We start from the raw sequence: 20,265 nt of genomic DNA, 5'->3' as shown, positions 1-20,265 counted from the left end.
GTGTCGTCGGTCCGGCATGTCCACCACCCTCCCACTGTGCGTGAGCGCCGGACCAGAGGAAGCCCCGCCCTCCCCACGGGGGTGGGGCTTCTACTCTGTTCGGGCTGAGCGGCGTTCGCATCGCCGAATCCGCCCGCTTGTTCGGCAGTTCGGGACGCCCTGGCCCGTAGCATCGCCACCGTGAACATTTCCCTACTCGGTGCGGCTGGGCTTCAGGACTGCGCCGACAGTGGAATGGACTGCATGGACGGATTCGAAGCATTCTTTCTTCTGTACGGCGGCGGATTCATTCTCGCCTTGATTTGGCTTTCCCTGTGTCTTGTCGGAACGGCCGATGTGGTTTCTGTGTCCGGGCGAGTCGGTGTGTGGCGCGCTGTCGCCTTCTCTGTCGGGATTTGGCTTGTGCCCATCGTCGGGTTGAGTGCATGGTTTGTTTACCGCCGCTCTCGCCAAATCTCGAAGACGGTCGGTCCGGATCAAGCCCCCTACTGGACTTGAATGAGACTGACATTTTCACTGAGACCGCACCTAGCCTTGAAACTATGTGGCATCCTGCCGTTCCAGCCAGTTCAAGATCGCTTGGTTGGTCTCTTCGGGTCTTTCTTGTTGGATCCAGTGACCGCAATCGAGATTGACTACTTCCACATTGGGCACGAACTCTGTCAGGTTCTCAGCTCTCGCGATCGCGTCACGGTCGCCGTAGATCATGAGTGTGGGCTGTTGGATGATCGGGTCCACCTCCGCCAGCAGATGCCAGTTGCGGTCAAGGTTCCTGTACCAGTTCACACTGCCCGTGAATCCTGTCGATTCGAAGGCGGAGACGAAAACGGCCAATTCTCTATCGCTCATCAGGGGCTCACCGAGTGGTGTCTCTGCTTTGGCGAGATCGATCAGCGCCATACCCGGCTGAGGTTCCCTGAGGGGTTCGTTCTTCCGGTACAGGTTGCGGAGGAACCGGAAGGTGTTGTCTTCGAACACCGCGTCCGCGACGCCCGGCTGTCGATTGAAATGGACGAAGTAGAAATCACCGCCAAGCACGGCTTCCATGAACTCAATCCACGGCTGCTCTCCGCGATCCTGGTAGGGCAGGCTCAGGTTGATCACTTTGTTTACCCGGTCCGGGTGCAACAGGGTAAGGCCCCACACGACAAAGGCACCCCAATCGTGACCGACAAAGGTGGCATCGTCGTAGCCGTAGTGATCGAGAAGTGCGATGAGATCACCCGCCAAATGTTCGATGTCATAGTCCGTCACTTCGGTCGGACGTGACGAATTGCCGTAGCCGCGTTGGTTCGGGACGATGACGTGGTAGCCCGCCTCGACAAGGGCGGGCACCTGGTATCGCCAGGAATAGGCGTGCTCTGGCCATCCGTGACACAACACGATGGGTTTCCCGGCATTGTGTCGCCCTGCTTCGAAGACTTCGAGTTCCACGCCGTTCACTGGGATGAGGACGGGCCTGGGGAAGTCGGATGGATTCACGGATGCTCCTTTGAGTCGAGTACCGATCTCGTGTCTGGATCGACCGGTTGCTCCGACGATAGGGAGCATCGTGGACACATAAAGTCCTAGATCGCTGGCAATCTGAAGAAATGCGGAACGATCCCACAGGCCGAGCACTGCAACTGCTCTCGCTCCTTCAGACTCATCGCTTCTGGCACTGTGCCGAACTTGCCGCACGACTCGATGTCACGCAGCGGACGGTGCGCCGCGACATCGATCGCCTACGCGACCTCGGCTATCCGGTCGATTCCACGTCCGGAAAATACGGGGGCTACCGACTTGCAACGGGGGCGCACGTGCCGCCCCTGATCCTCGACGATGACGAGTCCGTGGCGGTAGCCGTCGGACTGCGCTACGCCGCCGAGGCCGCCATCGGAGGCATCGAAGAAACGGCGCTGCGCGCGCTGACGAAGATCGAAACACTCCTGCCCCATCGACTACGCCGACGTGTGTCGGCACTGCATTCGAGCGTCAGTTCCATGCGGCGGGCAAATGACGACATCGTCGATCCCGAAGCACTCAGTGTGCTCGCTGCGGCATGTCGCGACCACGAGCACGTTCGTTTCGACTATCGGCGAGGTGATGGCGAGAGCAGCAGACGACTCGTCGAGTCGCACCGCCTTGTCACGGCGGGGCGTCGTTGGTATCTCGTAGCATGGGACCACCATCGTTCGGATTGGCGAACATTTCGACTGGACCGGCTCTCGGAGCCCTGGCTGGCAGGCAGTCATTTCACGCCACGCGAGATCCCGGGCGGTGACGCGGCAGGCTTCGTCGCGAGATCAGTTGGCTCGCCACCCCGTCACCACGATGCAAAACTCGCCATCGAAGCTACGTTCGCCGACCTCGAGGGCGTACTCAGATGGATTGACCACACACCGATCGAGGTGGCAGCGGACCGCTGCCTTGTCGAGATCCGCAGCGAAGATCTCGGCAGGCTCGCCATGACGGTTGCGCGCATTGCGCTCACCGCCCCAGTGGTCGTCATCGAACCAACCGAGCTTGCCGACACCGTCAGTCGGCTCGCCCTTCACCTCAGGGTCTCGCCACCATGACAGTCAGAAGAGGATTGCGCGACAAGACCATTCACGTCCAAGTTGCCGCGGGGACGTGTTCCCTGCGCAGGCCCCTCGTCTATCGAGACACGTATCCGATTCCCTCTAGGCTGGAGAGTAAGTGACCGATTCGAAATCATCGCCGCCGGCTTCCGTCCACCCTCAGACGTGGAAGTTCGACTACCCGATCATCCACGCCGAGACTCGCGAACAGTGGCGAACTTGGTTGACGGACAATCACACGTCAGGCCGCGGAGTGTGGTTGTGCTCCTGGCGCACCACCACCAGCCGACCACGCTGCCCCTACCCTCAGGCCGTTGAGGAAGCGATCTGCTTTGGGTGGATCGATTCCACCAACACCGTCTTCGACGAAGAGCGCAATTTGCAACTGTTCACACCGCGGAGACGCAAGAGTTCCTGGACCCGACTCAACCGCGAACGCGCAGCTGATATGGAGGCGCGTGGCCTCATGACCGCTGCTGGTCGTGGTGCCATTGCTGCCGCGAAATCCACTGGTTGGTGGACGATTCTCGACCAAGTCGAAGACCTCGAGGAACCATCTGACTTGCAGGCGGCGCTGGACCTGGACACGCAAGCGCGAAGCAACTGGGACAGTTTTCCGCCCAGCGCCCGCAAACAGATGCTGTGGTGGATCGTCAGTGCCGCTCGAGACGCAACACGGGCAGGTCGAATCGCCCATATCGTCAACAATGCGGCCATCGGTCAACGTGCCCGCGGCTGATCCGCGATTCGACCGCGTCCGGTATGAAGGCCGGTCATCATCTGTCCGAGGGGTTTCCCTCGGACGAAACAAGTCCACCCGCCCCGCAGAAGCGGGACGGGCGGACTCGGTACTCGCAGGTCTGACTTACGTCAGGATGCGGATCACACGTCGTAGTAGAGCTCGGATTACGTTCTGCGCGTTTGTTATTGCAAGCTGCGTTGGCTTTGTTGAATTTGGCTGCGCATGATTGCTGGTTACGTTTGCAGTGGCAGGGGGTGCTAGTTCTACTGCGGACGGACTGCGGACGGAATCGCCCTTCTCCGGCATGTGGGTAAAAGGGGGCGCACTACTGCGCCCCCCCAAAGGATGGTCACTGGTGACAGCCCTACTCACTTCGCGGGATTCCATAAAGTTCGCCACCAGGCCCGCTCACTAGTGAGCTTCCCGGCGTCGAGGAGACTTTCCCTCTGCTTCGAGCGCAGCGGCTTCCGCACCGGCCGTGAAGATTCGACGCATCAAGGCGATCTGCTCGGAGTTCCAGACGGGGAACGTGGCGAACACCTTCTGAAGGTGAGCCTCATCGTCTTCAGTCCACGGGCCAACCTTGGGGAGCGATGGGGTTCTCATGCGTCGCCGTTCTGCCGCCGGTTCGCTTCTTCCCTCGCCTCGATGCGAGCCTGTGCGGCGCCGAAGCAGCGACGAGCTACGGCGATCTGTTCGGAGTTCCACGGAGGGAAGGTAGCCAGGACCTTCTGGAGATGATCCTCGTCTTCCTGTCGCCAGGGTGCTCGTTTCGGCAGGCGCGGAGTTCTCATCCGGTGAGCATGCGCCACCACTGGACCTGATGTCAGCTGAACCGAGAGCAGGTCAGCTCGACTCGCCACGGAGGAACCGATCGCAGTCGTCGCGATGGATTCGCCAGTGACCATTCGGCGCCTTGCGCTGATACCCGAGGAGGCGCTCGGACTCAAGATCCTTGCGGACGGTGACGGGATGCCGGCGCATGTACGCCGCGGCCTCGGAGACGTTCATCCATGGGGTATCGATGTTCTCGCTCATGTCCTGACCCTATGGCTGAGGGGTCAAATTTCTAGACCCTCCCGGTGCAACCTCGATCGATCCTGCTGCCACCCGCTCCGCATTGCGTCGCTTCTCTCCCCACGCACTTTTTGGTCCGGAACTCGGCAAAAGCCCAGGAAACGGGCCTCGAACCGACCCTGTATCCCGTACAGGGTCAGCGGCTCAATGCAAAGCGCCCTTCCGTGTGGATCGATCGAGGGGGTATGGCCAGGGGTGCTTCGTAAGGGCCTGTCATCGGCACTGAGCCAGCCTCTCCGGAAAGGTGCGGGTCATGAGCTGGTCATCCATCCACGCACGGCACTGCCCGTTTGATACCGCGGTGGTGAGGTTGACGCCGATGGGTTGGCCGGCCGGCTAGCTCTCGGCAGGCTCGGGCTTGCGGTACGGGTTCGGCACCGGTGCGTCCTGCACGATGCCGTTGTCCTCGGTCACTGTTCCGCGGAACGGCTGGTTCACCGTCTCGTAGTCCTGTTCGAGATATGCGCGGTGGTATTCACGCGCCTCTGCGAGAGTGTTGAGCTTGATCGATGTCATCACTCGGTACCAAGGGTTGTCGCGTCGGTCCCCGTTGCGTCCGGTGTGAGAGAACTGTGACGCTTCCATCAGCTTGCCGAGTGAGGGGTCGGTGAAGAACACAGCGAACGCTGACATGCGGAGAGTTGCCGGCGACGACTCGAAGAGGGGAAAGCTCGAGCCCGGCAGGAAGTCGTTGAGGATGCTCTCGGCCCTGTCGAGGGTCGCGATGTATCCGGGTAGTGACTGCCATGCGTCGAGCGCCTCGGCGTCAGCGTGATTGAGGAACGCTTCCAATGACTCGTCGCCGTTGATGTGCTCCTTGGCTGCGGCGATGGCTGCCATTGCCTGGTCGACCTTGGGTCGCAGTGCTTCTATGATCTCGTCTGCGATGCCGTTGTCGAGAGCGTCGTGGAAGCGACGGACGTACGACGCTTCATGGCCGGTGATCGAGCCGATGTAGTCACGGGCGGCTTGCTCGGCCGCGCCCTTGGCTGCCAGGGTGGCGAGCTGGGCGTCAGTGAGCTCGCCGCGGACGATCTTGTCCTTGATCTCGTCGGCTACTGCATCAGAGGGAGCAGCAAAGGATTTCATGCGCTGCCACGCATCGAGGGTGTCCGAGAGCGGCTTGGGTACCGGGATATCGAATGCCTTGATGCTGGAGACGAGACGCTTGCAGTGGGCAGTGGTGGTGAGCGAGCTGTAGTAGGCAGTCATTGTTCGTTCCTTCGTCCAGTGTTCCAATGGGGTGGGTAGGAGTGGTCGCGTTCAGGCGACTTGGCCGGCGACGCTCCAGGTTTGAACCCGCCGAGCCTGAGTTGCTCGAGGATGCGTTCGGAGCGTGCGTCCTCTTCCTCAGGGCTCATTGAGTCCGCCAGGAGGCCGGGTAGAGGGTCTCCTCCTGCACCGGCTCACGTGTCCTGGCAACGAGGTCTGTGAAGTCCTGCTCGGTGAGTCCGCTGAGGTATTCCTCGACGACGGCGCCGAGCGGTCGTGCGGGGTCTGTTTCGTGGGCTTCGGTCATGGTGGATTCCTTTCTTGTGGTTAGCGTCCGGTGAACGACAAGGCTTGTTGCTTCTGTCGGATGCGCTCTTTCTGAATCGCCTCGGCCATATCGGCGACGTGATAGTGGATGTGCTCCTCGATGACGCGGCCACCTTCGGCGATCGCGGACTGAATCGAGTTGGACCCGAGCTGATCTGAGACGACCGGGCCGACTGCTTGGGCTCCCATGGCAGCGGACTGGATGTCCATCGCTGCCTGCCAGTACCGGTGGTTCGGATCCAAGGGCGTGCCTTGAACTCCGAGGATCTCCGGGAGCGCCTTCTTGGCGATGTCGCCCGCTTGGGTTCCGAACTTGCTGAGTCGGCCTTCGAGGTAGAGGCGCTGTTCCTCTGGGGTGAAGACGCCACCCTCGGCGAACATTCCCATCACTCCGGCGCCCATCGCCCGCTGCACACCCTCGACGCCCTGCTTACGGGCGATCGAGTTCATGCCATCGACGAACGATGGACCCACAGCGCGAGTCCACTCAGGCCGCATGATCGACTCACCGCCGGAAACTCCGACCTGGAACTTGTCCTGGCCGGGGCTGTATCCGGGGATGATCCCGCCGAGCGCGTAGCCGTGCCCTTGGCCCCACATGGCCCCGAGGTCGTCGCCATACCGGGATCGGTAGTAGCGCAACGCCGCGGACATCGAAGCGTCGGGATCTGTGCGGTCGTTCGGAAGATCCGGATTGCGGTAGGTCGCAAAGGTTCCAGGAATGACCTGGAGTAGACCCACCGCTTCATTGCCGCCCGAGTTCACGTCCTGAACCGACTGGACGATGTTCGGGTTGCCGCCGGACTCGGACTGGATCTGCGCGAGCATCAGATTCTGATTGCGCTCGTTGGCGTCGAATCCCTCTCGCTGGAGAGCTTCGATCACCTTGGAGCGCCATTGTTCTGCGCCGGCGCCGATGTCGAACGGTGTTGATCCTGAATCATTCGGCCCGGAGGCGCCCCTAATTGCAGTGGTCATCGCATCCTTGATTGCGGTGAACGCAGCCTTGGGGAGTTGACCCATCAGCGTCGGTCCGAAATCCGGTATGCCAGCACCGATGCCCGACACCGTCTTGTCGAATGTCGAAGCTGCGACCGAGCGAGCGGAGTTGACTGCGCCGCCGAGAAGACGGCGCACACTTCCCATCAGCCCGCCGCCATCCGCGTCGGCCGGATCGCCGCCAGGGCCAACCGGTTCCGCGACTGCCCAGTGCACATGGTTGTTGTGCTCCGCCATCGTGCCCGCGCCGTAGAACCCGTAACCGTCACCGACCGGGTTACCGGCGCCGATGTTGCGATTGAACGGATCGTGAATCAACTCGATGGTTCGGCCTGCAAAGTTGTCTGCAATCCAGCCTGCGAGTTGACGCATCTCAGGGGTTGAGGAGTACCCGTTCGAGAAGTCCGCAGCCATGCCCTGCGAGTGGTAACCGTTGTCGGTGTAGCGAAGACCGGAGGTCATTTGCATTCCGGCGCCGAACTTCTCCTGTACGGCCGAAGTCATCGACTCGACGATTCCGCCGTTTGCGAAGTACTGCATTCGCTTCTTGACGCCAGCTACACCCTCGGCTCGTGCGGCGGCATTCATGCCGTTCACGTAGCCGGAACCCATGGCCTGGGTCCACTCCGGGCGCATTACCGCTTCGCCGCCCGAAAGGTGCAGTCGCCCACCGGTTGGCGATGCAAACTCATGGACATCACGGCCCGGGGTGTAGCCCGGAAGGATGCCGCCCGTTGCGTACCCGGTCTTGCCGCCATCGTTGCCGCGAGCATCGAGAACCTGCCCCGTCTCAATGCGCCCAACGCCGTCCCACTTATCCAGCCCGAAGACCGTGGCGACGGTATCCCAGGCGCTCTTCAGGGCGCCGTTGATGACGTTGTCGATGATCCAGTTGATTGGACCAGCGGCCATCTCCTTCAGTCGATCCCAGTTTCCGCCGAAGCCTTCGACGATTCCGCGACCGAATTCGAGGAGGGTTCCGAGCCCATCCTTGAAACCCGGGAAGATCGTGTCGGTGATGTTCCCTACGACCTCGCCGATCTTGGATCCGAGGTTGCCCCAGTTGATTCCGCCACTCTCGGTTGTGCCGAGAATGTTTCGTCCGAGGTCTTCGAGGCTTGACTTGAAGCCGACGAAATCGCCAGTACTGAGCGAAAGTAGCGATTGCGCGACATTCGACCCGAGGGTTCCGAAATTGCTGCTGCCAACCTGTTGTGTCTCGATTGACTTGCGCTGTAGTTCATCGAGTTGGCGGTCGAATTCTTCGACGTCGCCGAAGGTCTTCTCCCACTCCTCGCGGGTGTACTGCTTCTGTCCACCCGATCGGCCGCCGCCGGTATTCGGACCAGGAACCGTGGTGGGCAGTTGGCCATTTTCCCGCGCTTCACGCTGTTCCTTGGTCTCCCCATCTCCAGGGCCAAAGGCGCCGTTCCACCAGTCTTTGATGTTGCGCAGTGCACCGTTGTCGTTGTCGTTGCGCAGGAACCTCCATGCGCCACCGAGGTCGAGGTTGTACTGAAATCCGCCGACATGGCCAGGGTCGACGGCGCTTCCGTCAATCACTGCGCCCATTGGTGGGACAACGCCCGAGTTTCGCGTGTTTCCTTCGGGGGCGTTGGGGTCATTCGGCCCGGCGCCGGGTCCGGTTCTGCCTCCAGAGGGGAAGAGAATGTTCGCCAACTTGATGGCTTCTTTGACCAGGTTGAGAATGTCGGTAACCGTGTGACGGACGTCCTCCCAGAACGCCCTCATTTTCTCTTGACCCTCGGCCGTGCGCATCCAGTCCGCGAACTCACGCATTGTGTCCGTGAGACTTTGGACCATCGACTTGCCGGATTCATCGGAAGTGGTGAACAGTCCGCCGACGACACGTCCTACCTCGATGAAGAGATCTTTGACCTCCTTGAGGGCGTCGATCGATTTCTGCATGAAGTTCCGGATCGAGTTCTCACCCTCGTCGGACTCCGTCCATGCCCGGAATTCCTTCATTGTGTCCGCGAACGAACCGCTGAGTCCGGGTAGGAACTCAGAACCGATCGAGGCGATATTCGTCAGGCTGCCAAAGAGATCCGAGAGTCCGTCGATGACGGGCTGAATCGAGAGTCGGGTGTTCTCGAGAATGTTCGTCCAGTCGAGCTTGCTGGACTCGCTCGACAGATCAGCGAGCGCGCCCTTGAGTCCGATATTGATCTCGGTCGCGATGCCGCCGAGGCCGTTCTTGAGGATCGGAAAGTAGTTCGTCGCGAGATCGGTGATCGATCCACCGAGGCCAGCAAACAGGTTGTCCTGAACTTGAAGCCGGAGTTGGTTCCAGGCGTCGCCGAGGCTGCGGGTGTCTTCCACGAATGCGCGGGCGTTGGGCGACAGATTCGCCAGAGCTGCTGCATATTCGTCGACCGCGTCAGCACTGGCTATTGTCGCCTCAGCGGCCCGCTGCTGAGCATCGATGACGGCTTCCTGTGAATCCGCAAGGTTCTGCTGTGCGTCGAGAACTGCAGCCTGCGCGTCAGCTACGGCAAGGTGTGAATCCGCCAGAGACTTCTGTGAATCGATGACACCCTGATCTGCATCAGCGATCGCTTCTTTCGCGGAGATGACCTGCTCAGAACCTTCGACACCAGCCTGATTCGCCGCAGCAACTTCCTCGCGGAGATCGCCATTGCGTTCACGAACCTCATCGAGACGAAACTTCGCCTCGTCGACATTGAGGGTCGCCTCAGCGACGTCATCTGGGGTGACAACCTTGTTGTCTTTCCAGAGGTCTCGGAGTTGCCGCTCGGCCCGGCGGACTGCCTGTTCCGCTCCGCGCTCGTCGAGCTCAGCCCCCCTTAGGGAGAGTTTGAGATCCTCAATCTGCTCCTGGGCATCCTTGCGGGCGCGAGTCAGACTCTTCTGGGCATCCTCTGACCGCTTCTGTGCCTGGGTAACTCCACGTTCAGCGCGCTCGACATTGTCCAGTGCGGTGCCGACGCCACGCTCGGCGCGAGCCACACCGTCAGCGGCCTTCTCCACGCCACGCTCGGCGTTTGCCACAGCTTTCGCGGCCGACGCACGTTCCCGCGCCTCCGTCGCCTGCTGCTTCGCGGTCTTAGCCGCATTCTTCGCGGCTTCCTCGGCGGCCTTCGAGCCCTTCGAGAAAGCGTCGAACACTCCGGTCGAACCAATGACGATGGTTGCGATTCCTGCTGCGGCAGAGGCGGCTACGGCAGGGAGCAGTGATATAACTCCCGCAGCCTGGGCGAGTTGGCCGATCAGTGGAACGAGACTGACTGCGGCTAGTCCAACGAGGGCTGCGGTGGCCAGTCCAACGGGGTTGATAATCCCCGAGGCAGCTGTGCCAATCGAGCCGATGCCGCCGACACTGCCGATCCCTTGGGATGCGGCGCGAAGTGCTGCCAACTGCGCGAGTGCGGCAGTGATGTCGAGATCGAAGTCCGCGTGCATCGAGCGGCTGGCCTCGACTCGGAAGGCGCGGAGTTGTTCACGCGCCACCGTCAGATCGAGGCGAACTGGAATGGTGACGGCGGAATCGCCTGAGGTGGCTGCGAGATCCGCCCGAAGCTGCTGGCGAAAACCGGACAGGTCCGGGGAGACCTTCACCTTGATATTGGCGTTGAATCTCCCCAGACCCGTTTCGAGCTTCTGCCTGAAGTTGTCGAAGTTCGGTACGACGATGACCGGTGCTTCGATGCGCTCGGAGCGCAGTTGAACTTTGACTTTCCGGTGGAAGCCCGTGAGGTCGGGTCCAATGGCGATTGATGCTGTGCCTGCCTGAAACTGGACACTACTCACGGGCTACCTCCGGGTACTACGCTGCGGAGCCCCTTGCCCCGCAGTAAGCCATCACGACGTTTCGGTCGAATTCGAGAGCCCCGGCGCTCCCTTTCCGACCATCCAACGAACTTGCGATTCGTTGAACGTGGCGTCTACTGCATCCGAGGATTTCCGCGGCTTCAGTGCTGCCTATGGATAATCCTTGCGGGATAGGGGGGTTGGCGACGTCGCGTTGTCGCCGTCTGCTCAGTTCATCCTTCACTTCAAGGGCGCCGAGCCTGAGTTCTTCCTGCAGATTGAGCACATGCGGTGAGGGTCGATACCCGTCCCGCTGCAGCTGCTTGATCGCAACGGAGACGAGGTAGTACATCTCTGAGATAGCCGAACCTCGGAGCAGGATCACGCCTGCACCGAGGTGTTCGGCGTCAGCCCTCGTCATCCGGCAGGGTGATGTCGCCGTACGACGCGGCGTGCGCTGCGAGGTCGACCATCTGCTTCTCGAACTCGTCACCCATGTGCAGCTTGAAGATGTCAGCGAGGGCGAAGAGACTCGCGAATGTCAGCTCCGCCAACCGGTTGCGCTCATTGGCCTCGTCGATGACGATCTGCACCCCCTCGATGTCGCCGCGTTTGGCGTGTGCGATCGCGGCAAAGCCTCGGGAGAAGTCTTGCGGTGCGCAGATCTGGTGAACTGCTTCGGGCATGCTCATTGTGTTGCCTTTCTATTTTCAACTGCCTGAACCGGCTTGTCCGGAGGCATCGGTAATGGGATGACATTGGGGAAGTTCTCGTAGGTCGATTGCGCGAGCGACCAGCAGGGCGGGCAAGGGCATGTCGAGTAGTGATATGTCGACCGGCCGTTAACTATCGGCAACGGCTCATCCCACATTCGCAGCGCCTCGGAGCGCCTCCACTCCCAGTTGCCACCCCTGCCGAGTTGAACGATCCAACGGCACGCACAGGGCTCCAGATCGCATTTCTCGCACGCACTCATGCCGTCGCCTCCTGCTCCAGAAGCCATGCCTGCGCGGACTTCTTCCCGCCCCTGCCCTGAGAAGGCGCTACCGGCGCTACCACCGCTACCTTGCTGGTCAGTGGCCTGGCATCGGTAGCGGGCTTGGTAGCGCCCTCGCTACCCGCTACCGGAGGCGCTACCACTTTCGGGGCTGTGACCTGCGCGGTAGCGGGGGTAGCGGTGGTAGCGGCCTCTGGAGGTATGGGGGCGGGCACGGCGTCATCCTGACCCTCGTCGACCTCCTCCGTGTCGGCGGCAAGGTTCCGCTCCCACGCCTCGGCAAGTCCGCCATCACCGTCCACCCGGTAGCCCTTGACGACCTTGTTGCCGGGGTATTTCAGATCCTTCGGTCGAACATCGAAAGGTCGCAGGAAATTAGCCAGGGCGGCCTGATTCAAGAACGACCCCCGTACGTCGTTCCATCCCGCATCAGGGATGGCGACGAGTGCGGCAACGAGGTCCGCTGACGCCATCTTCTCGCTGTCCCCGAAGACCGTCTTGATGTCCGCGAGGAGGTCGATGCCGATTGGCCGCGCATATCCGGACTTGGCGAACACGAAGTGCTTGCATGCCTCCCGTGCCCGCTTGGGCCATTCCCCACCCGCGAGGTCTGCGATCGCCAGCAATGGTTCCCATACCTCCGCTGGTCGGTCTTCGACTCCCTTGGGGAGCCTGGGACGCGATGCGCGCAGGGCGTCGAACTGGGGAACGATCCACGCCTCGAATGCCTCTCGGATCGGAGCTGCCTCCTCGGCTACATCACGCCGATAGAAAGGGGACACCTTCTCCGAAGGCTTGCGCTTTTTCATCCTGAAGTGGATCGAGCGCGAGCGGACAGCCTCGGGCACATTCGAGTGCAGCCCAGCGAGCGCCATGGGTGCATAGGCGTCGAGTTCGACAACCTGGATGTCTGCACCCTGACCTACGCAGCGCGGAACCCTCGCACCGTTCTTGTAGCCGGCATTGACTACCGCCGTGATGTCCTCGCTGCCATTGCCACTGCCCTTGTTGTAGAGAGTGTCAATCTCGTCCATCAGGATGGTTCGGCCACCCTGATCGATGGTCCGGATCAGTGCGGCCGGCGACGCCGAGAAGGCCATGAGCGGGTTACATGCCGTCTCGTCGAGCAGTTCCAAGGTGCGAGTCTTTCCCGATCCAGGAACGGCGGAATCGAGGAAGAGTCGCGGAGACGTGTCGAATGCTGTTGCGGCGTAGGTATGCGCAGCCCACAGGGGCATCACCGTGTGGTGGTGGTCGGTCGGATAGATGGCATATTTCCGGTAGAACGCCTCGCAGGATCGCAAGGCGTCTACACCGGGCTGCGAGGTGCTCAAGTCGCAGCACCACCCTTGACGGCGGATTTGGATGTCCGTCGCCACACCCGCGCTGGAGAATCCCAGTCGCCGGGGATTGCACGCGGACCGTACGAGTGGAACTCGACGTAGCCCTTGCGGTTGAGCTCTCGAATCAGAGCGCCCAGACGAGCAGGCTTGTCGTCGGCATAGGGAGGGAGACGTTCCGCGAACTGCGCGGCGGTGAACTCGGTTCCTGTCGGCATGCCGTCGAGCTGCTGCATGGCGAGTGGCCACAAGTCTGGGTGAGCCCCCAACAGTGCATCCACGGGTCCACCTGGTCGGACAATCGAACTACGTTGCATCACAGGTCCTCTCGATATTTCGCAGCTTCCCGGATGTCGTCCTCATCTCGTTTCAAGTCCTCCTGTGAGAGACGTGCCGAACTCTCCAGGGCATCGATCGGCGCCATCTACGCAACCTCTCCGAGGTCGTCCGAAGTATTGAGCGCGAGATCGATCAGAAGGAGAAGGGCGCGGGCGAGGTTGCCGGCGTCCTCGATCGTCAGGGAGTACTTGTTGAGTGGCGTGTCGTCGCCTACCGGATCGCCCTCGGCATTCCATCCGTGGCTCTCGAAATTGATGTGGGGGTCGCGGTCGCCGACTTTTTGACTGATGTTTGCGTAAATCGTTGCGGTGGTCCAGTTTCCGTCCACATCCACGACTGCATACTTGGTCGTGTACGGCATGCGCAGCGGGGTGGACCGCCACTCGGCGTGATCAGGCTGGCAGACGTCGCTGCCCGGTTCGTCGAGAACATCGAGATTCGGATTCGACCACCGCGGTGCGTCTTTCAGCCAGGGGTTGGGATCCTTGCCTGAGATTTCGATCTTCGGGAGCATCTCAGCGTTGAAGTCTCGGCAGTTTTTGAACGGCGTCTGACGTAGGTCTTCCGCTTTACTGGTGTTGTGTCCTATGGTGGACATGAAAACCTCCTGCTATGTGAGAGTGGCTAGGGGATTCCTGGCGGCATCAGCTGAAATTCGCGGGACGGCAATCCCACGGCTGATGCCGTTTTTGCTGCATTGGCGCATTACGCCGACCTGCTCTCCTGCTCGGCCAGCCAACTAAGGACCACACTCTTGCGGTAGACCCTTCGTCGTCCCAACTTGAAGCTGGTAGGGCCTTCGTGGATTGAGGCCCAGTACCGAAGCGTCGACTCATTAATCGAAGTCAGTCCGCTTACCTGTTTCGTGTCGATGATCGGATCATCCTCGGCGGTGTGAGTCAGATCTGGCGGGAGGATTGTTCGAACATTCATTCGGTGCTCCATTCACATCACGGTGCGTTGATCGCATTTGCAATGTTGGTCTTGCCAGTGGTGTTTGTCAAGCACTACGGTGTGATTCATGCACCAGGGTGAACCAAGCGATCAAGAGCATGAGACCGAGGCAGGGGTCGACGCACAGTTCGGCGACATGATGAGGGAGGCTCGTCAGAAATTGAGATGGAGCCAGCGTCAGCTCGCCGAAGCTCTTCAAAAAGCCGGACTGAAGATTGACCCGTCAGCCATTACACGAATCGAGAATGGTCAGCGGGAGCCCAAACTGCGTGAGGCAGTGGCTATTTCAGACATTCTGGACTTAACGCTCGACGACCTTGTGTTTTCCGAAAGTGGAGACTTTCGACGGAGCCTGGTGGTCATCAATCACTCCCTCGTCACGTCTCGGCAACTACTTCTGCAGGGGCTCATCGCGGTCGACAAGGCTCTGAGGGGAATCACCCCGGCGGTAAACGAGGAAATGTTGGAAGTTTCGGAACATGGTGACGCAATTGGTGTTTTGCACAGACAGGTCGAGATGTTCTTTGAGATGGTCGATCAAGACCTACAAAAGGAAGGCCGAAATTACGCCTACCTCTATGGCGGAGTGGGCGACCAGGTGAAGCAGGCGATGGTAGATGCACTCACGCATAGGATCTTGAGGCCTGCACCGAAGCAGCCAAGTGATGACTCCGCCTAGGCGTAATCGCCGTTCAGGTGTTGAGGATCGTTGGACCAAGACGATCAAGGTCGGCGACGCCGAGCAGAAGGTTCCGAGCGCAAACGACGGTAAGGGGAAGCGGTGGCGTGCCCGGTACGTCGACGACCTCGGCGCCGAGCACGCGAAGGGTTTTGAGCGGAAAGCTGACGCGCAGAACTGGCTCAATGCGGCCACAACCGCGCTCGGCACGGGAACTCACGTTGCACCGAGAGACGCTCACCTGACTGTCCAAGACTGGTGTGATCAGTGGATCATTGGCTACGGAGTTCATCGTGAATCCACAGTGAGGCAAGCGCGCACTCACATTGCACAGATAACCGCCGAGTTCGGAAACGTTCGCTTGGCGTCTGTCCGCCCGTCAACAATCAAGGCTTGGACATCGAAGCTGAAGACGGACGGTTTCGCAGATTCATATATCTATGCTCTACATTCGCGCCTGTCCCAGATCCTCGGCGATGCGGTCTACGACGGCCTGCTCGGCCGCAATCCGTGCTCTCGTCGAACATCGCCGCCCATGGGGCGCGCCAAGGTCTACGTAATCACGACTGAGCAGCTTTGGGCTCTACATGACGCGATGCCTGAACATTTTCGTGTGGCGATCTTGCTCGGGGCGTTTGCCGGCCTTCGAATCGCCGAGACCTCCGCAGCGCTCGTCGACGATGTCGATTTCATCAGGGGAGTGGTTCATCCGAAGCGGCAGTGGCCAGACAAGCCATTGAAGACAGAGGGGAGTGCTGCGCCGATTCCTGTGCCGCAGTCCCTTGCTCTAATGCTGTCAGCATCAGTGAAGCAGTGGCCTCATGAACACATGGTGACAAACGGCGCCGGTAAGCCAGCAGCGCCATGGCTGATTGATCGTGCTCTGCGAGCGGTGAAGGAAACAGGAGATGTTGACCTCCCGGACGAGTTCACCTTTCATGACTTGCGGCATTATCTGGCCTCGCTACTTATTGCGTCCGGCGCAGATATCAAGACGGTTCAGGCTCGGCTGCGGCACGCGAGCGCGAAGACGACTCTAGACATCTATGGGCACCTATGGCCAGATGCAGATGAGTCCACCCGCTTAGCGATCGATGCTGTGATCACTAAACGGATGGACTCGTCTGAAAAATCTGCGGACGCCCTGCGGACGGAAGGCTAAGTTAGCTTGTTCCGATGCAGGTCAGCGACCTCTTTGGATCACACGTCGTAGTAGAGATCGAACTCGTACGGGTGCGGACGCAGGTTGACCGGAGCGATTTCCTGCTCGCGCTTGAGCGAGATCCAGGTCTCGATCAGGTCGGTGGTGAAGACGCCACCCTCGGTCAGGTACTCGTGATCGGCTTCGAGGCGGTTGATGACCGTCTCGAGGCTGGTCGGAGCCTGCGGGATGTTGCGAGCCTCCTCCGGGGGAAGCTCGTAGAGGTCCTTGTCGACCGGAGCCATCGGCTCGATCTTGTTCTTGATGCCGTCCAGGCCGGCCATCATCTGTGCAGCGAAGTTGAGGTACGGGTTACCCGAGGAGTCGGGTGCGCGGAACTCGAGACGCTTTGCCTTCGGGTTGTTGCCCGTGATCGGGATACGGACAGCTGCCGAGCGGTTGCGCTGGCTGTACACGAGGTTGATGGGGGCTTCGTAGCCCGGCACCAGACGGTGGTACGAGTTGATCGTCGGGTTGGTGAAGGCCAACAGCGACGGAGCGTGGTGCAGGATGCCGCCGATGTAGTGGCGAGCCATGTCCGAGAGGCCCGCGTAGCCGGACTCGTCGTGGAAGAGGGGCTTGCCGTCCTTCCACAGGGACTGGTGGACGTGCATGCCCGAACCGTTGTCACCGAAGAGCGGCTTCGGCATGAAGGTGGCGGACTTGCCGTGCTGCCAGCAGGTGTTCTTGACGATGTACTTGAATAGCTGCAGGTCGTCGGCCGCTGCGAGCAGCGTGTTGAACTTGTAGTTGATCTCCTGCTGTCCGCCGGTGCCGACCTCGTGGTGGCCGCGCTCGAGCTCGAAGCCTGCGTTGGTCAGGTTGGTGGAGATTTCGTCGCGCAGGTCCACGTAGTGGTCGTACGGAGCGACGGGGAAGTAGCCACCCTTGGCGCGAACCTTGTAGCCGAGGTTCGGGGAGCCGTCGGCGTTGGTCTCTGCGCCGGTGTTCCAGGAACCGGAGATGGAATCCAATTCGTAGAAAGCGGAGTTCATGCCGGAGTCGTAGCGAACCGAGTCGAAGATGTAGAACTCGGCCTCGGCGCCGAAGAATGCGGTGTCCGCGATGCCGGTGCTGACCAAGTACTCCTCGGCCTTGCGGGCAACGTTGCGCGGGTCGCGGCTGTAGGACTCACGGGTGAACGGGTCGTGCACGAAGAAGTTGATGTTGAGGGTCTTCGCCTTGCGGAAGGGGTCGATCTGCGCCGTGGTGACGTCGGGAAGCAACATCATGTCGGACTCGTGGATCGACTGGAATCCGCGGACCGAAGATCCGTCGAATGCGAGGCCGTCCTCGAACACGTCCTGGTTGAAAGCAGACGCCGGGATCGAGAAGTGCTGCTGGACGCCGGGCAGGTCGCTGAACCGAATGTCGACGTACTCGATGTTCTCGTCCGCGATGTACTTGATGACCTCTTCGGCCGTGGTGAACGCCACGCTTGTGCTCCTTAAGTCGCTTCAGCCAAGTGATGTCGGTTGAATCCGTCGAGGCAGACGGTAGGGAGCTGGTGTTGCCCGCTCGTCAACCCTTTGTTTCGGCAGTGTTACGCGTCGCAGCATCCTGGGGATTTCCGAAGTCCATGTGACCGGCCACACAGTTAAAACCCGGCAAATCTGGACTACGGTGCTGCGACGCCTATCCTGGACAGCATGGCACGTATCACCGGAACTTGGCTCTCTGGGCCGCAAGCAGCTTTGCCGAAGAGCGCGGACGGCCGTGAGCAGTCGTACCGTGGCGAGCTCCTCGGTTTCCCTCAGGAGGGTCCGGGTTCGCTGGTCGGTTCGGGCCGTCGTATCGCGGCACTGTTGGTGGATTGGGTGATGGCTGTGGGAGTGGCCTCGCTCATCACCGGCGACTTCTTCGACGGTATGACCTCGACTGTCACGCTGATGGTGTGGTTCGCCGTCGGTGTCGTCACCGTGGCTCTGTTCAACTTCACCCCGGGGCAGTTCGTCCTCGGACTTCAGGTTGCGCGTATCGAAGGCCCGATCCGAGTGGGCTTCGTGCGCGCGCTCGGACGTCAGGCACTGCTTGTGTTCGTGATTCCCGCGACCATCACCGACATCGACGGTCGCGGTATGCAGGACCGCGCGACCGGCACTTTGCTCGTGAAATCGCGCTGACACAAATTTCTCGAAGTAAAGAAAGACCCGGGTCCGTGTGGGCCCGGGTCTTTCGTTTTGCTGTGGGGGAGTGTCAGCGACGACGAATGGTTCGCTGCATTCCCTTCATCTTCGCGCCTCCGGGCATCGGGCCCTTGGGAAGCGCTGCTCCGCCGCCGCGTGCGCTCAGTGCAGCGAGGCGACCTTCGATGTTGTCCATGCGCTTGGTGTCGATGTTGCGGGGCAACTTGTTCAAGTAGCGCTGGAGCTGCGAGAGCGGAACCTGGCCCTCGTCGTTGCCGATGATGATGTCGTAGATCGGGGTGTCGCCGATGAGGCGGGCGGTCTTCTTCTTCTCCTGCGCGAGGAGGCCCTTGACGCGTTGCGGCGAACCTTCGGCGACGAGGATGACACCCGGCCGTCCGACGACGCGGTGAACGGCATCGAGTTGGGTAGTGCCGGCGACGGCATTCGTGACGCGCCACGCACCCTGCATGTTGTCGAGCGCCCACGCAGCGGCACCGGCCTGACCTTCAGCCTTCTTGTACACCGATTTCTGGACGCGACGACCGAAGATGATGAAGGCGCCGAGGAGACCGAGAACGATGCCGATCGGCAGCAGGAACCACTGAAGGCCCCAGATGAGGCCGACCAGGAAGAAGACCAGAGCCGCACCGACGAGGGTGCCGATCATCAGCGGCAGGAGGAGCTTGTCGTCCTTGCGCTGCATCTGGAATGCCTGCCAGAGCTGAGTTCTACGTTCCTTGGAAGCCTGCTTGCGGGCAGCCTTCGCTGCAGCCTTTGCCTCTTTGGTGGGTTTGCCCTTACCGGATTTGCTGCCGTTCGCCATGTACCCAGGATACGTCCATTGCTGTGCGCCTTTACTAACCGCCCGCGGTTAATAAAGGCGCACAGCAAAAAGTGGATCAGCGATTCAGGCGCGCCATGAGTGAGCTGGCTTCCTGGGAAGCGTCGCCGCCCTCGGTCAGATGACGCTGCGCCTCGGGAAGTTCGCGGCCGTGATGTGCCATGGCCTGCGCATACAGGCGGCCGGCGCGGTACGACGAGCGAACCAACGGACCGGCCATGACGCCGGCGAAGCCCATCTCTTCTGCAGCCTTCGAGTGTGCGACGAACTCCTTGGGCTTGACCCACCGCTCGACGGGGTGGTGCCGGGGCGAGGGGCGCAGGTACTGGGTGATGGTGAGGATGTCGCAACCGGCGGCGTGGAGATCTGCCATCGCCTCGGTGACCTCTTCAGGGGTTTCGCCCATGCCGAGGATCAGGTTGGACTTGGTGACCAGTCCGTAGTCGCGTGCTGCGGTGATGACGTCGAGGCTGCGCTGGTACCGGAATGCCGGACGGATCCGCTTGAAGATGCGGGGGACGGTCTCGAGGTTGTGTGCGAGTACCTCGGGGCGTGAGGCGAAGACCTCGTCGAGCAGTTCGGGCTTGCCGTTGAAGTCCGGAACCAGGTTCTCGACGCCGGTGCCCGGGTTGAGTTCGTGGATCTTGCGGACGGTCTCGGCGTAGAGCCAGGCGCCGCCGTCGGGGAGGTCGTCGCGGGCGACGCCGGTGATCGTGGAGTACCGAAGGCCCATGGCCTGAACGCTTTCCGCGACGCGACGGGGCTCGTCGCGGTCGAGGGCTTCGGGCTTGCCGGTGTCGATCTGGCAGAAGTCGCAGCGGCGTGTGCACTGCTCACCGCCGATCAGGAACGTGGCTTCGCGGTCTTCCCAGCACTCGTAGATGTTGGGGCAGCCCGCTTCCTCGCAGACGGTGTGCAAACCTTCACGCTTGACCAGGCCCTTGAGCTCCGTGTACTCGGGGCCCATCTTTGCTCGGGTCTTGATCCAGTTGGGTTTGCGTTCGATGGGCGTCTCCGCGTTTCGGATCTCGAGACGGAGCAGCTTACGTCCTTCTGGGGCGATAGTCACGACAGT

20 protein-coding genes are annotated in these 20,265 nt (G+C 61.0%); 5 read left to right on the top strand and 15 right to left on the bottom strand.

Annotated elements, in window-relative coordinates:
• Positions 1-540: 540 nt before the first annotated feature.
• Positions 541-1,482, bottom strand: a complete 942-nt coding sequence (locus AOT96_RS28165) for an alpha/beta fold hydrolase (protein ID WP_042445952.1) — start codon at positions 1,480-1,482, stop codon at positions 541-543.
• Positions 1,483-1,592: 110 nt separating this feature from the next.
• Here AOT96_RS28165 and AOT96_RS28160 point away from each other — a divergent pair, with 110 nt between their 5' ends.
• Both AOT96_RS28160 and AOT96_RS28155 read left to right on the top strand, forming a co-directional pair.
• Positions 1,593-2,558, top strand: coding sequence for a helix-turn-helix transcriptional regulator (locus tag AOT96_RS28160; protein WP_007735427.1), 966 nt, complete (start codon positions 1,593-1,595; stop codon positions 2,556-2,558).
• Between the two features lie 121 nt (positions 2,559-2,679).
• On the top strand, positions 2,680-3,300 hold the full coding sequence (locus AOT96_RS28155) for a YdeI/OmpD-associated family protein (protein ID WP_042445829.1): 621 nt from the start codon (positions 2,680-2,682) through the stop codon (positions 3,298-3,300).
• Between the two features lie 414 nt (positions 3,301-3,714).
• On the opposite strand, the gene AOT96_RS28150 is transcribed toward AOT96_RS28155, so the two are convergent.
• The 11 genes from AOT96_RS28150 to AOT96_RS36110 form a co-directional block, all read right to left on the bottom strand.
• Complete coding sequence (locus AOT96_RS28150; protein ID WP_065352605.1) at positions 3,715-3,909, bottom strand: hypothetical protein; 195 nt, start codon at positions 3,907-3,909, stop codon at positions 3,715-3,717.
• Positions 3,906-4,097 carry a hypothetical protein gene (locus tag AOT96_RS34900; protein WP_083197677.1) on the bottom strand — a complete coding sequence of 64 codons (192 nt, stop codon included), beginning with the start codon at positions 4,095-4,097 and terminating at the stop codon, positions 3,906-3,908. Before AOT96_RS34900 ends, AOT96_RS28150 begins: the two co-directional genes overlap by 4 nt.
• A 52-nt stretch (positions 4,098-4,149) precedes the next feature.
• Entirely contained in the window at positions 4,150-4,341 is a 192-nt protein-coding gene (locus AOT96_RS34895; RefSeq protein ID WP_054187651.1) for a helix-turn-helix domain-containing protein, read from the bottom strand.
• Between the two features lie 375 nt (positions 4,342-4,716).
• Positions 4,717-5,592: a hypothetical protein gene (locus AOT96_RS28140; protein WP_065352603.1), complete on the bottom strand. Its 876-nt coding sequence runs from the start codon at positions 5,590-5,592 to the stop codon at positions 4,717-4,719.
• Between the two features lie 145 nt (positions 5,593-5,737).
• Positions 5,738-5,899, bottom strand: coding sequence for a hypothetical protein (locus AOT96_RS35420; protein ID WP_156778985.1), 162 nt, complete (start codon positions 5,897-5,899; stop codon positions 5,738-5,740).
• Between the two features lie 20 nt (positions 5,900-5,919).
• Positions 5,920-10,710 (bottom strand): transglycosylase SLT domain-containing protein, encoded by a 4,791-nt coding sequence (locus tag AOT96_RS28135; protein WP_065352602.1) that lies wholly within the window; start codon positions 10,708-10,710, stop codon positions 5,920-5,922.
• Between the two features lie 407 nt (positions 10,711-11,117).
• Positions 11,118-11,402, bottom strand: coding sequence for a hypothetical protein (locus AOT96_RS28125; RefSeq protein ID WP_065352600.1), 285 nt, complete (start codon positions 11,400-11,402; stop codon positions 11,118-11,120).
• Between the two features lie 280 nt (positions 11,403-11,682).
• Positions 11,683-13,041, bottom strand: a complete 1,359-nt coding sequence (locus tag AOT96_RS28120) for a DUF3631 domain-containing protein (RefSeq protein WP_156778984.1) — start codon at positions 13,039-13,041, stop codon at positions 11,683-11,685.
• Positions 13,038-13,328 carry a hypothetical protein gene (locus AOT96_RS28115; protein WP_065352598.1) on the bottom strand — a complete coding sequence of 97 codons (291 nt, stop codon included), beginning with the start codon at positions 13,326-13,328 and terminating at the stop codon, positions 13,038-13,040. Before AOT96_RS28115 ends, AOT96_RS28120 begins: the two co-directional genes overlap by 4 nt.
• 143 nt (positions 13,329-13,471) lie before the next feature.
• The gene (locus AOT96_RS28110) at positions 13,472-13,984 is read right to left on the bottom strand and encodes a hypothetical protein (RefSeq protein WP_156778983.1); all 513 of its coding nucleotides are present in this window, start codon (positions 13,982-13,984) and stop codon (positions 13,472-13,474) included.
• 107 nt (positions 13,985-14,091) lie between these two features.
• Positions 14,092-14,319, bottom strand: a complete 228-nt coding sequence (locus tag AOT96_RS36110; RefSeq protein ID WP_231917363.1) for a helix-turn-helix transcriptional regulator — start codon at positions 14,317-14,319, stop codon at positions 14,092-14,094.
• An 88-nt stretch (positions 14,320-14,407) separates the two neighbouring features.
• On the opposite strand from AOT96_RS36110, the gene AOT96_RS28100 reads away from it, so the two are divergent.
• Together AOT96_RS28100 and AOT96_RS28095 are read left to right on the top strand one after the other, a co-directional pair.
• Positions 14,408-15,019: a helix-turn-helix domain-containing protein gene (locus AOT96_RS28100; RefSeq protein ID WP_065352595.1), complete on the top strand. Its 612-nt coding sequence runs from the start codon at positions 14,408-14,410 to the stop codon at positions 15,017-15,019.
• On the top strand, positions 15,006-16,181 hold the full coding sequence (locus AOT96_RS28095; protein ID WP_065352594.1) for a tyrosine-type recombinase/integrase: 1,176 nt from the start codon (positions 15,006-15,008) through the stop codon (positions 16,179-16,181). Before AOT96_RS28100 ends, AOT96_RS28095 begins: the two co-directional genes overlap by 14 nt.
• Before the next feature lie 38 nt (positions 16,182-16,219).
• Here the strand turns inward: AOT96_RS28095 and glnA are convergent, their stop codons facing one another.
• Positions 16,220-17,656 (bottom strand): type I glutamate--ammonia ligase, encoded by a 1,437-nt coding sequence (gene glnA / locus AOT96_RS28090; protein WP_065352593.1) that lies wholly within the window; start codon positions 17,654-17,656, stop codon positions 16,220-16,222.
• 213 nt (positions 17,657-17,869) lie between these two features.
• Between glnA and AOT96_RS28085 the strand changes: the two genes are divergently transcribed.
• Positions 17,870-18,343, top strand: coding sequence for an RDD family protein (locus AOT96_RS28085; RefSeq protein ID WP_003941579.1), 474 nt, complete (start codon positions 17,870-17,872; stop codon positions 18,341-18,343).
• Positions 18,344-18,416: 73 nt separating this feature from the next.
• Here AOT96_RS28085 and AOT96_RS28080 read toward each other — a convergent pair whose 3' ends face one another.
• The gene (locus AOT96_RS28080) at positions 18,417-19,172 is read right to left on the bottom strand and encodes a DUF4191 domain-containing protein (RefSeq protein WP_003941625.1); all 756 of its coding nucleotides are present in this window, start codon (positions 19,170-19,172) and stop codon (positions 18,417-18,419) included.
• Positions 19,173-19,248: 76 nt separating this feature from the next.
• Positions 19,249-20,259 (bottom strand): lipoyl synthase, encoded by a 1,011-nt coding sequence (gene lipA / locus AOT96_RS28075; RefSeq protein ID WP_065352592.1) that lies wholly within the window; start codon positions 20,257-20,259, stop codon positions 19,249-19,251.
• Between the last annotated feature and the right edge of the window lie 6 nt (positions 20,260-20,265).

Source organism: Rhodococcus sp. 008 (assembly GCF_001682295.1).
Classification (GTDB): Bacteria; Actinomycetota; Actinomycetes; order Mycobacteriales; family Mycobacteriaceae; genus Rhodococcus_F; species Rhodococcus_F qingshengii.
The sequence above is the reverse complement of the archived record's forward strand: the minus strand, read 5'-3'. Positions and strand labels throughout refer to the sequence as shown.

Bases quoted from the DNA above. Each gene is read 5' to 3' on its own strand.
- AOT96_RS28150 (WP_065352605.1), bottom strand. From the start codon at position 3,909: ATGAGAACCCCATCGCTCCCCAAGGTTGGCCCGTGGACTGAAGACGAT.
- AOT96_RS35420 (WP_156778985.1), bottom strand. From the start codon at position 5,899: ATGACCGAAGCCCACGAAACAGACCCCGCACGACCGCTCGGCGCCGTC.
- AOT96_RS28095 (WP_065352594.1), top strand. From the start codon at position 15,006: ATGACTCCGCCTAGGCGTAATCGCCGTTCAGGTGTTGAGGATCGTTGG.
- AOT96_RS28100 (WP_065352595.1), top strand. From the start codon at position 14,408: ATGCACCAGGGTGAACCAAGCGATCAAGAGCATGAGACCGAGGCAGGG.
- AOT96_RS28125 (WP_065352600.1), bottom strand. From the start codon at position 11,402: ATGAGCATGCCCGAAGCAGTTCACCAGATCTGCGCACCGCAAGACTTC.
- AOT96_RS34900 (WP_083197677.1), bottom strand. From the start codon at position 4,097: ATGAGAACTCCGCGCCTGCCGAAACGAGCACCCTGGCGACAGGAAGAC.
- AOT96_RS28080 (WP_003941625.1), bottom strand. From the start codon at position 19,172: ATGGCGAACGGCAGCAAATCCGGTAAGGGCAAACCCACCAAAGAGGCA.
- AOT96_RS34895 (WP_054187651.1), bottom strand. From the start codon at position 4,341: ATGAGCGAGAACATCGATACCCCATGGATGAACGTCTCCGAGGCCGCG.
- AOT96_RS28085 (WP_003941579.1), top strand. From the start codon at position 17,870: ATGGCACGTATCACCGGAACTTGGCTCTCTGGGCCGCAAGCAGCTTTG.
- AOT96_RS28140 (WP_065352603.1), bottom strand. From the start codon at position 5,592: ATGACTGCCTACTACAGCTCGCTCACCACCACTGCCCACTGCAAGCGT.
- AOT96_RS28110 (WP_156778983.1), bottom strand. From the start codon at position 13,984: ATGTCCACCATAGGACACAACACCAGTAAAGCGGAAGACCTACGTCAG.
- AOT96_RS36110 (WP_231917363.1), bottom strand. From the start codon at position 14,319: ATGAATGTTCGAACAATCCTCCCGCCAGATCTGACTCACACCGCCGAG.
- AOT96_RS28160 (WP_007735427.1), top strand. From the start codon at position 1,593: ATGCGGAACGATCCCACAGGCCGAGCACTGCAACTGCTCTCGCTCCTT.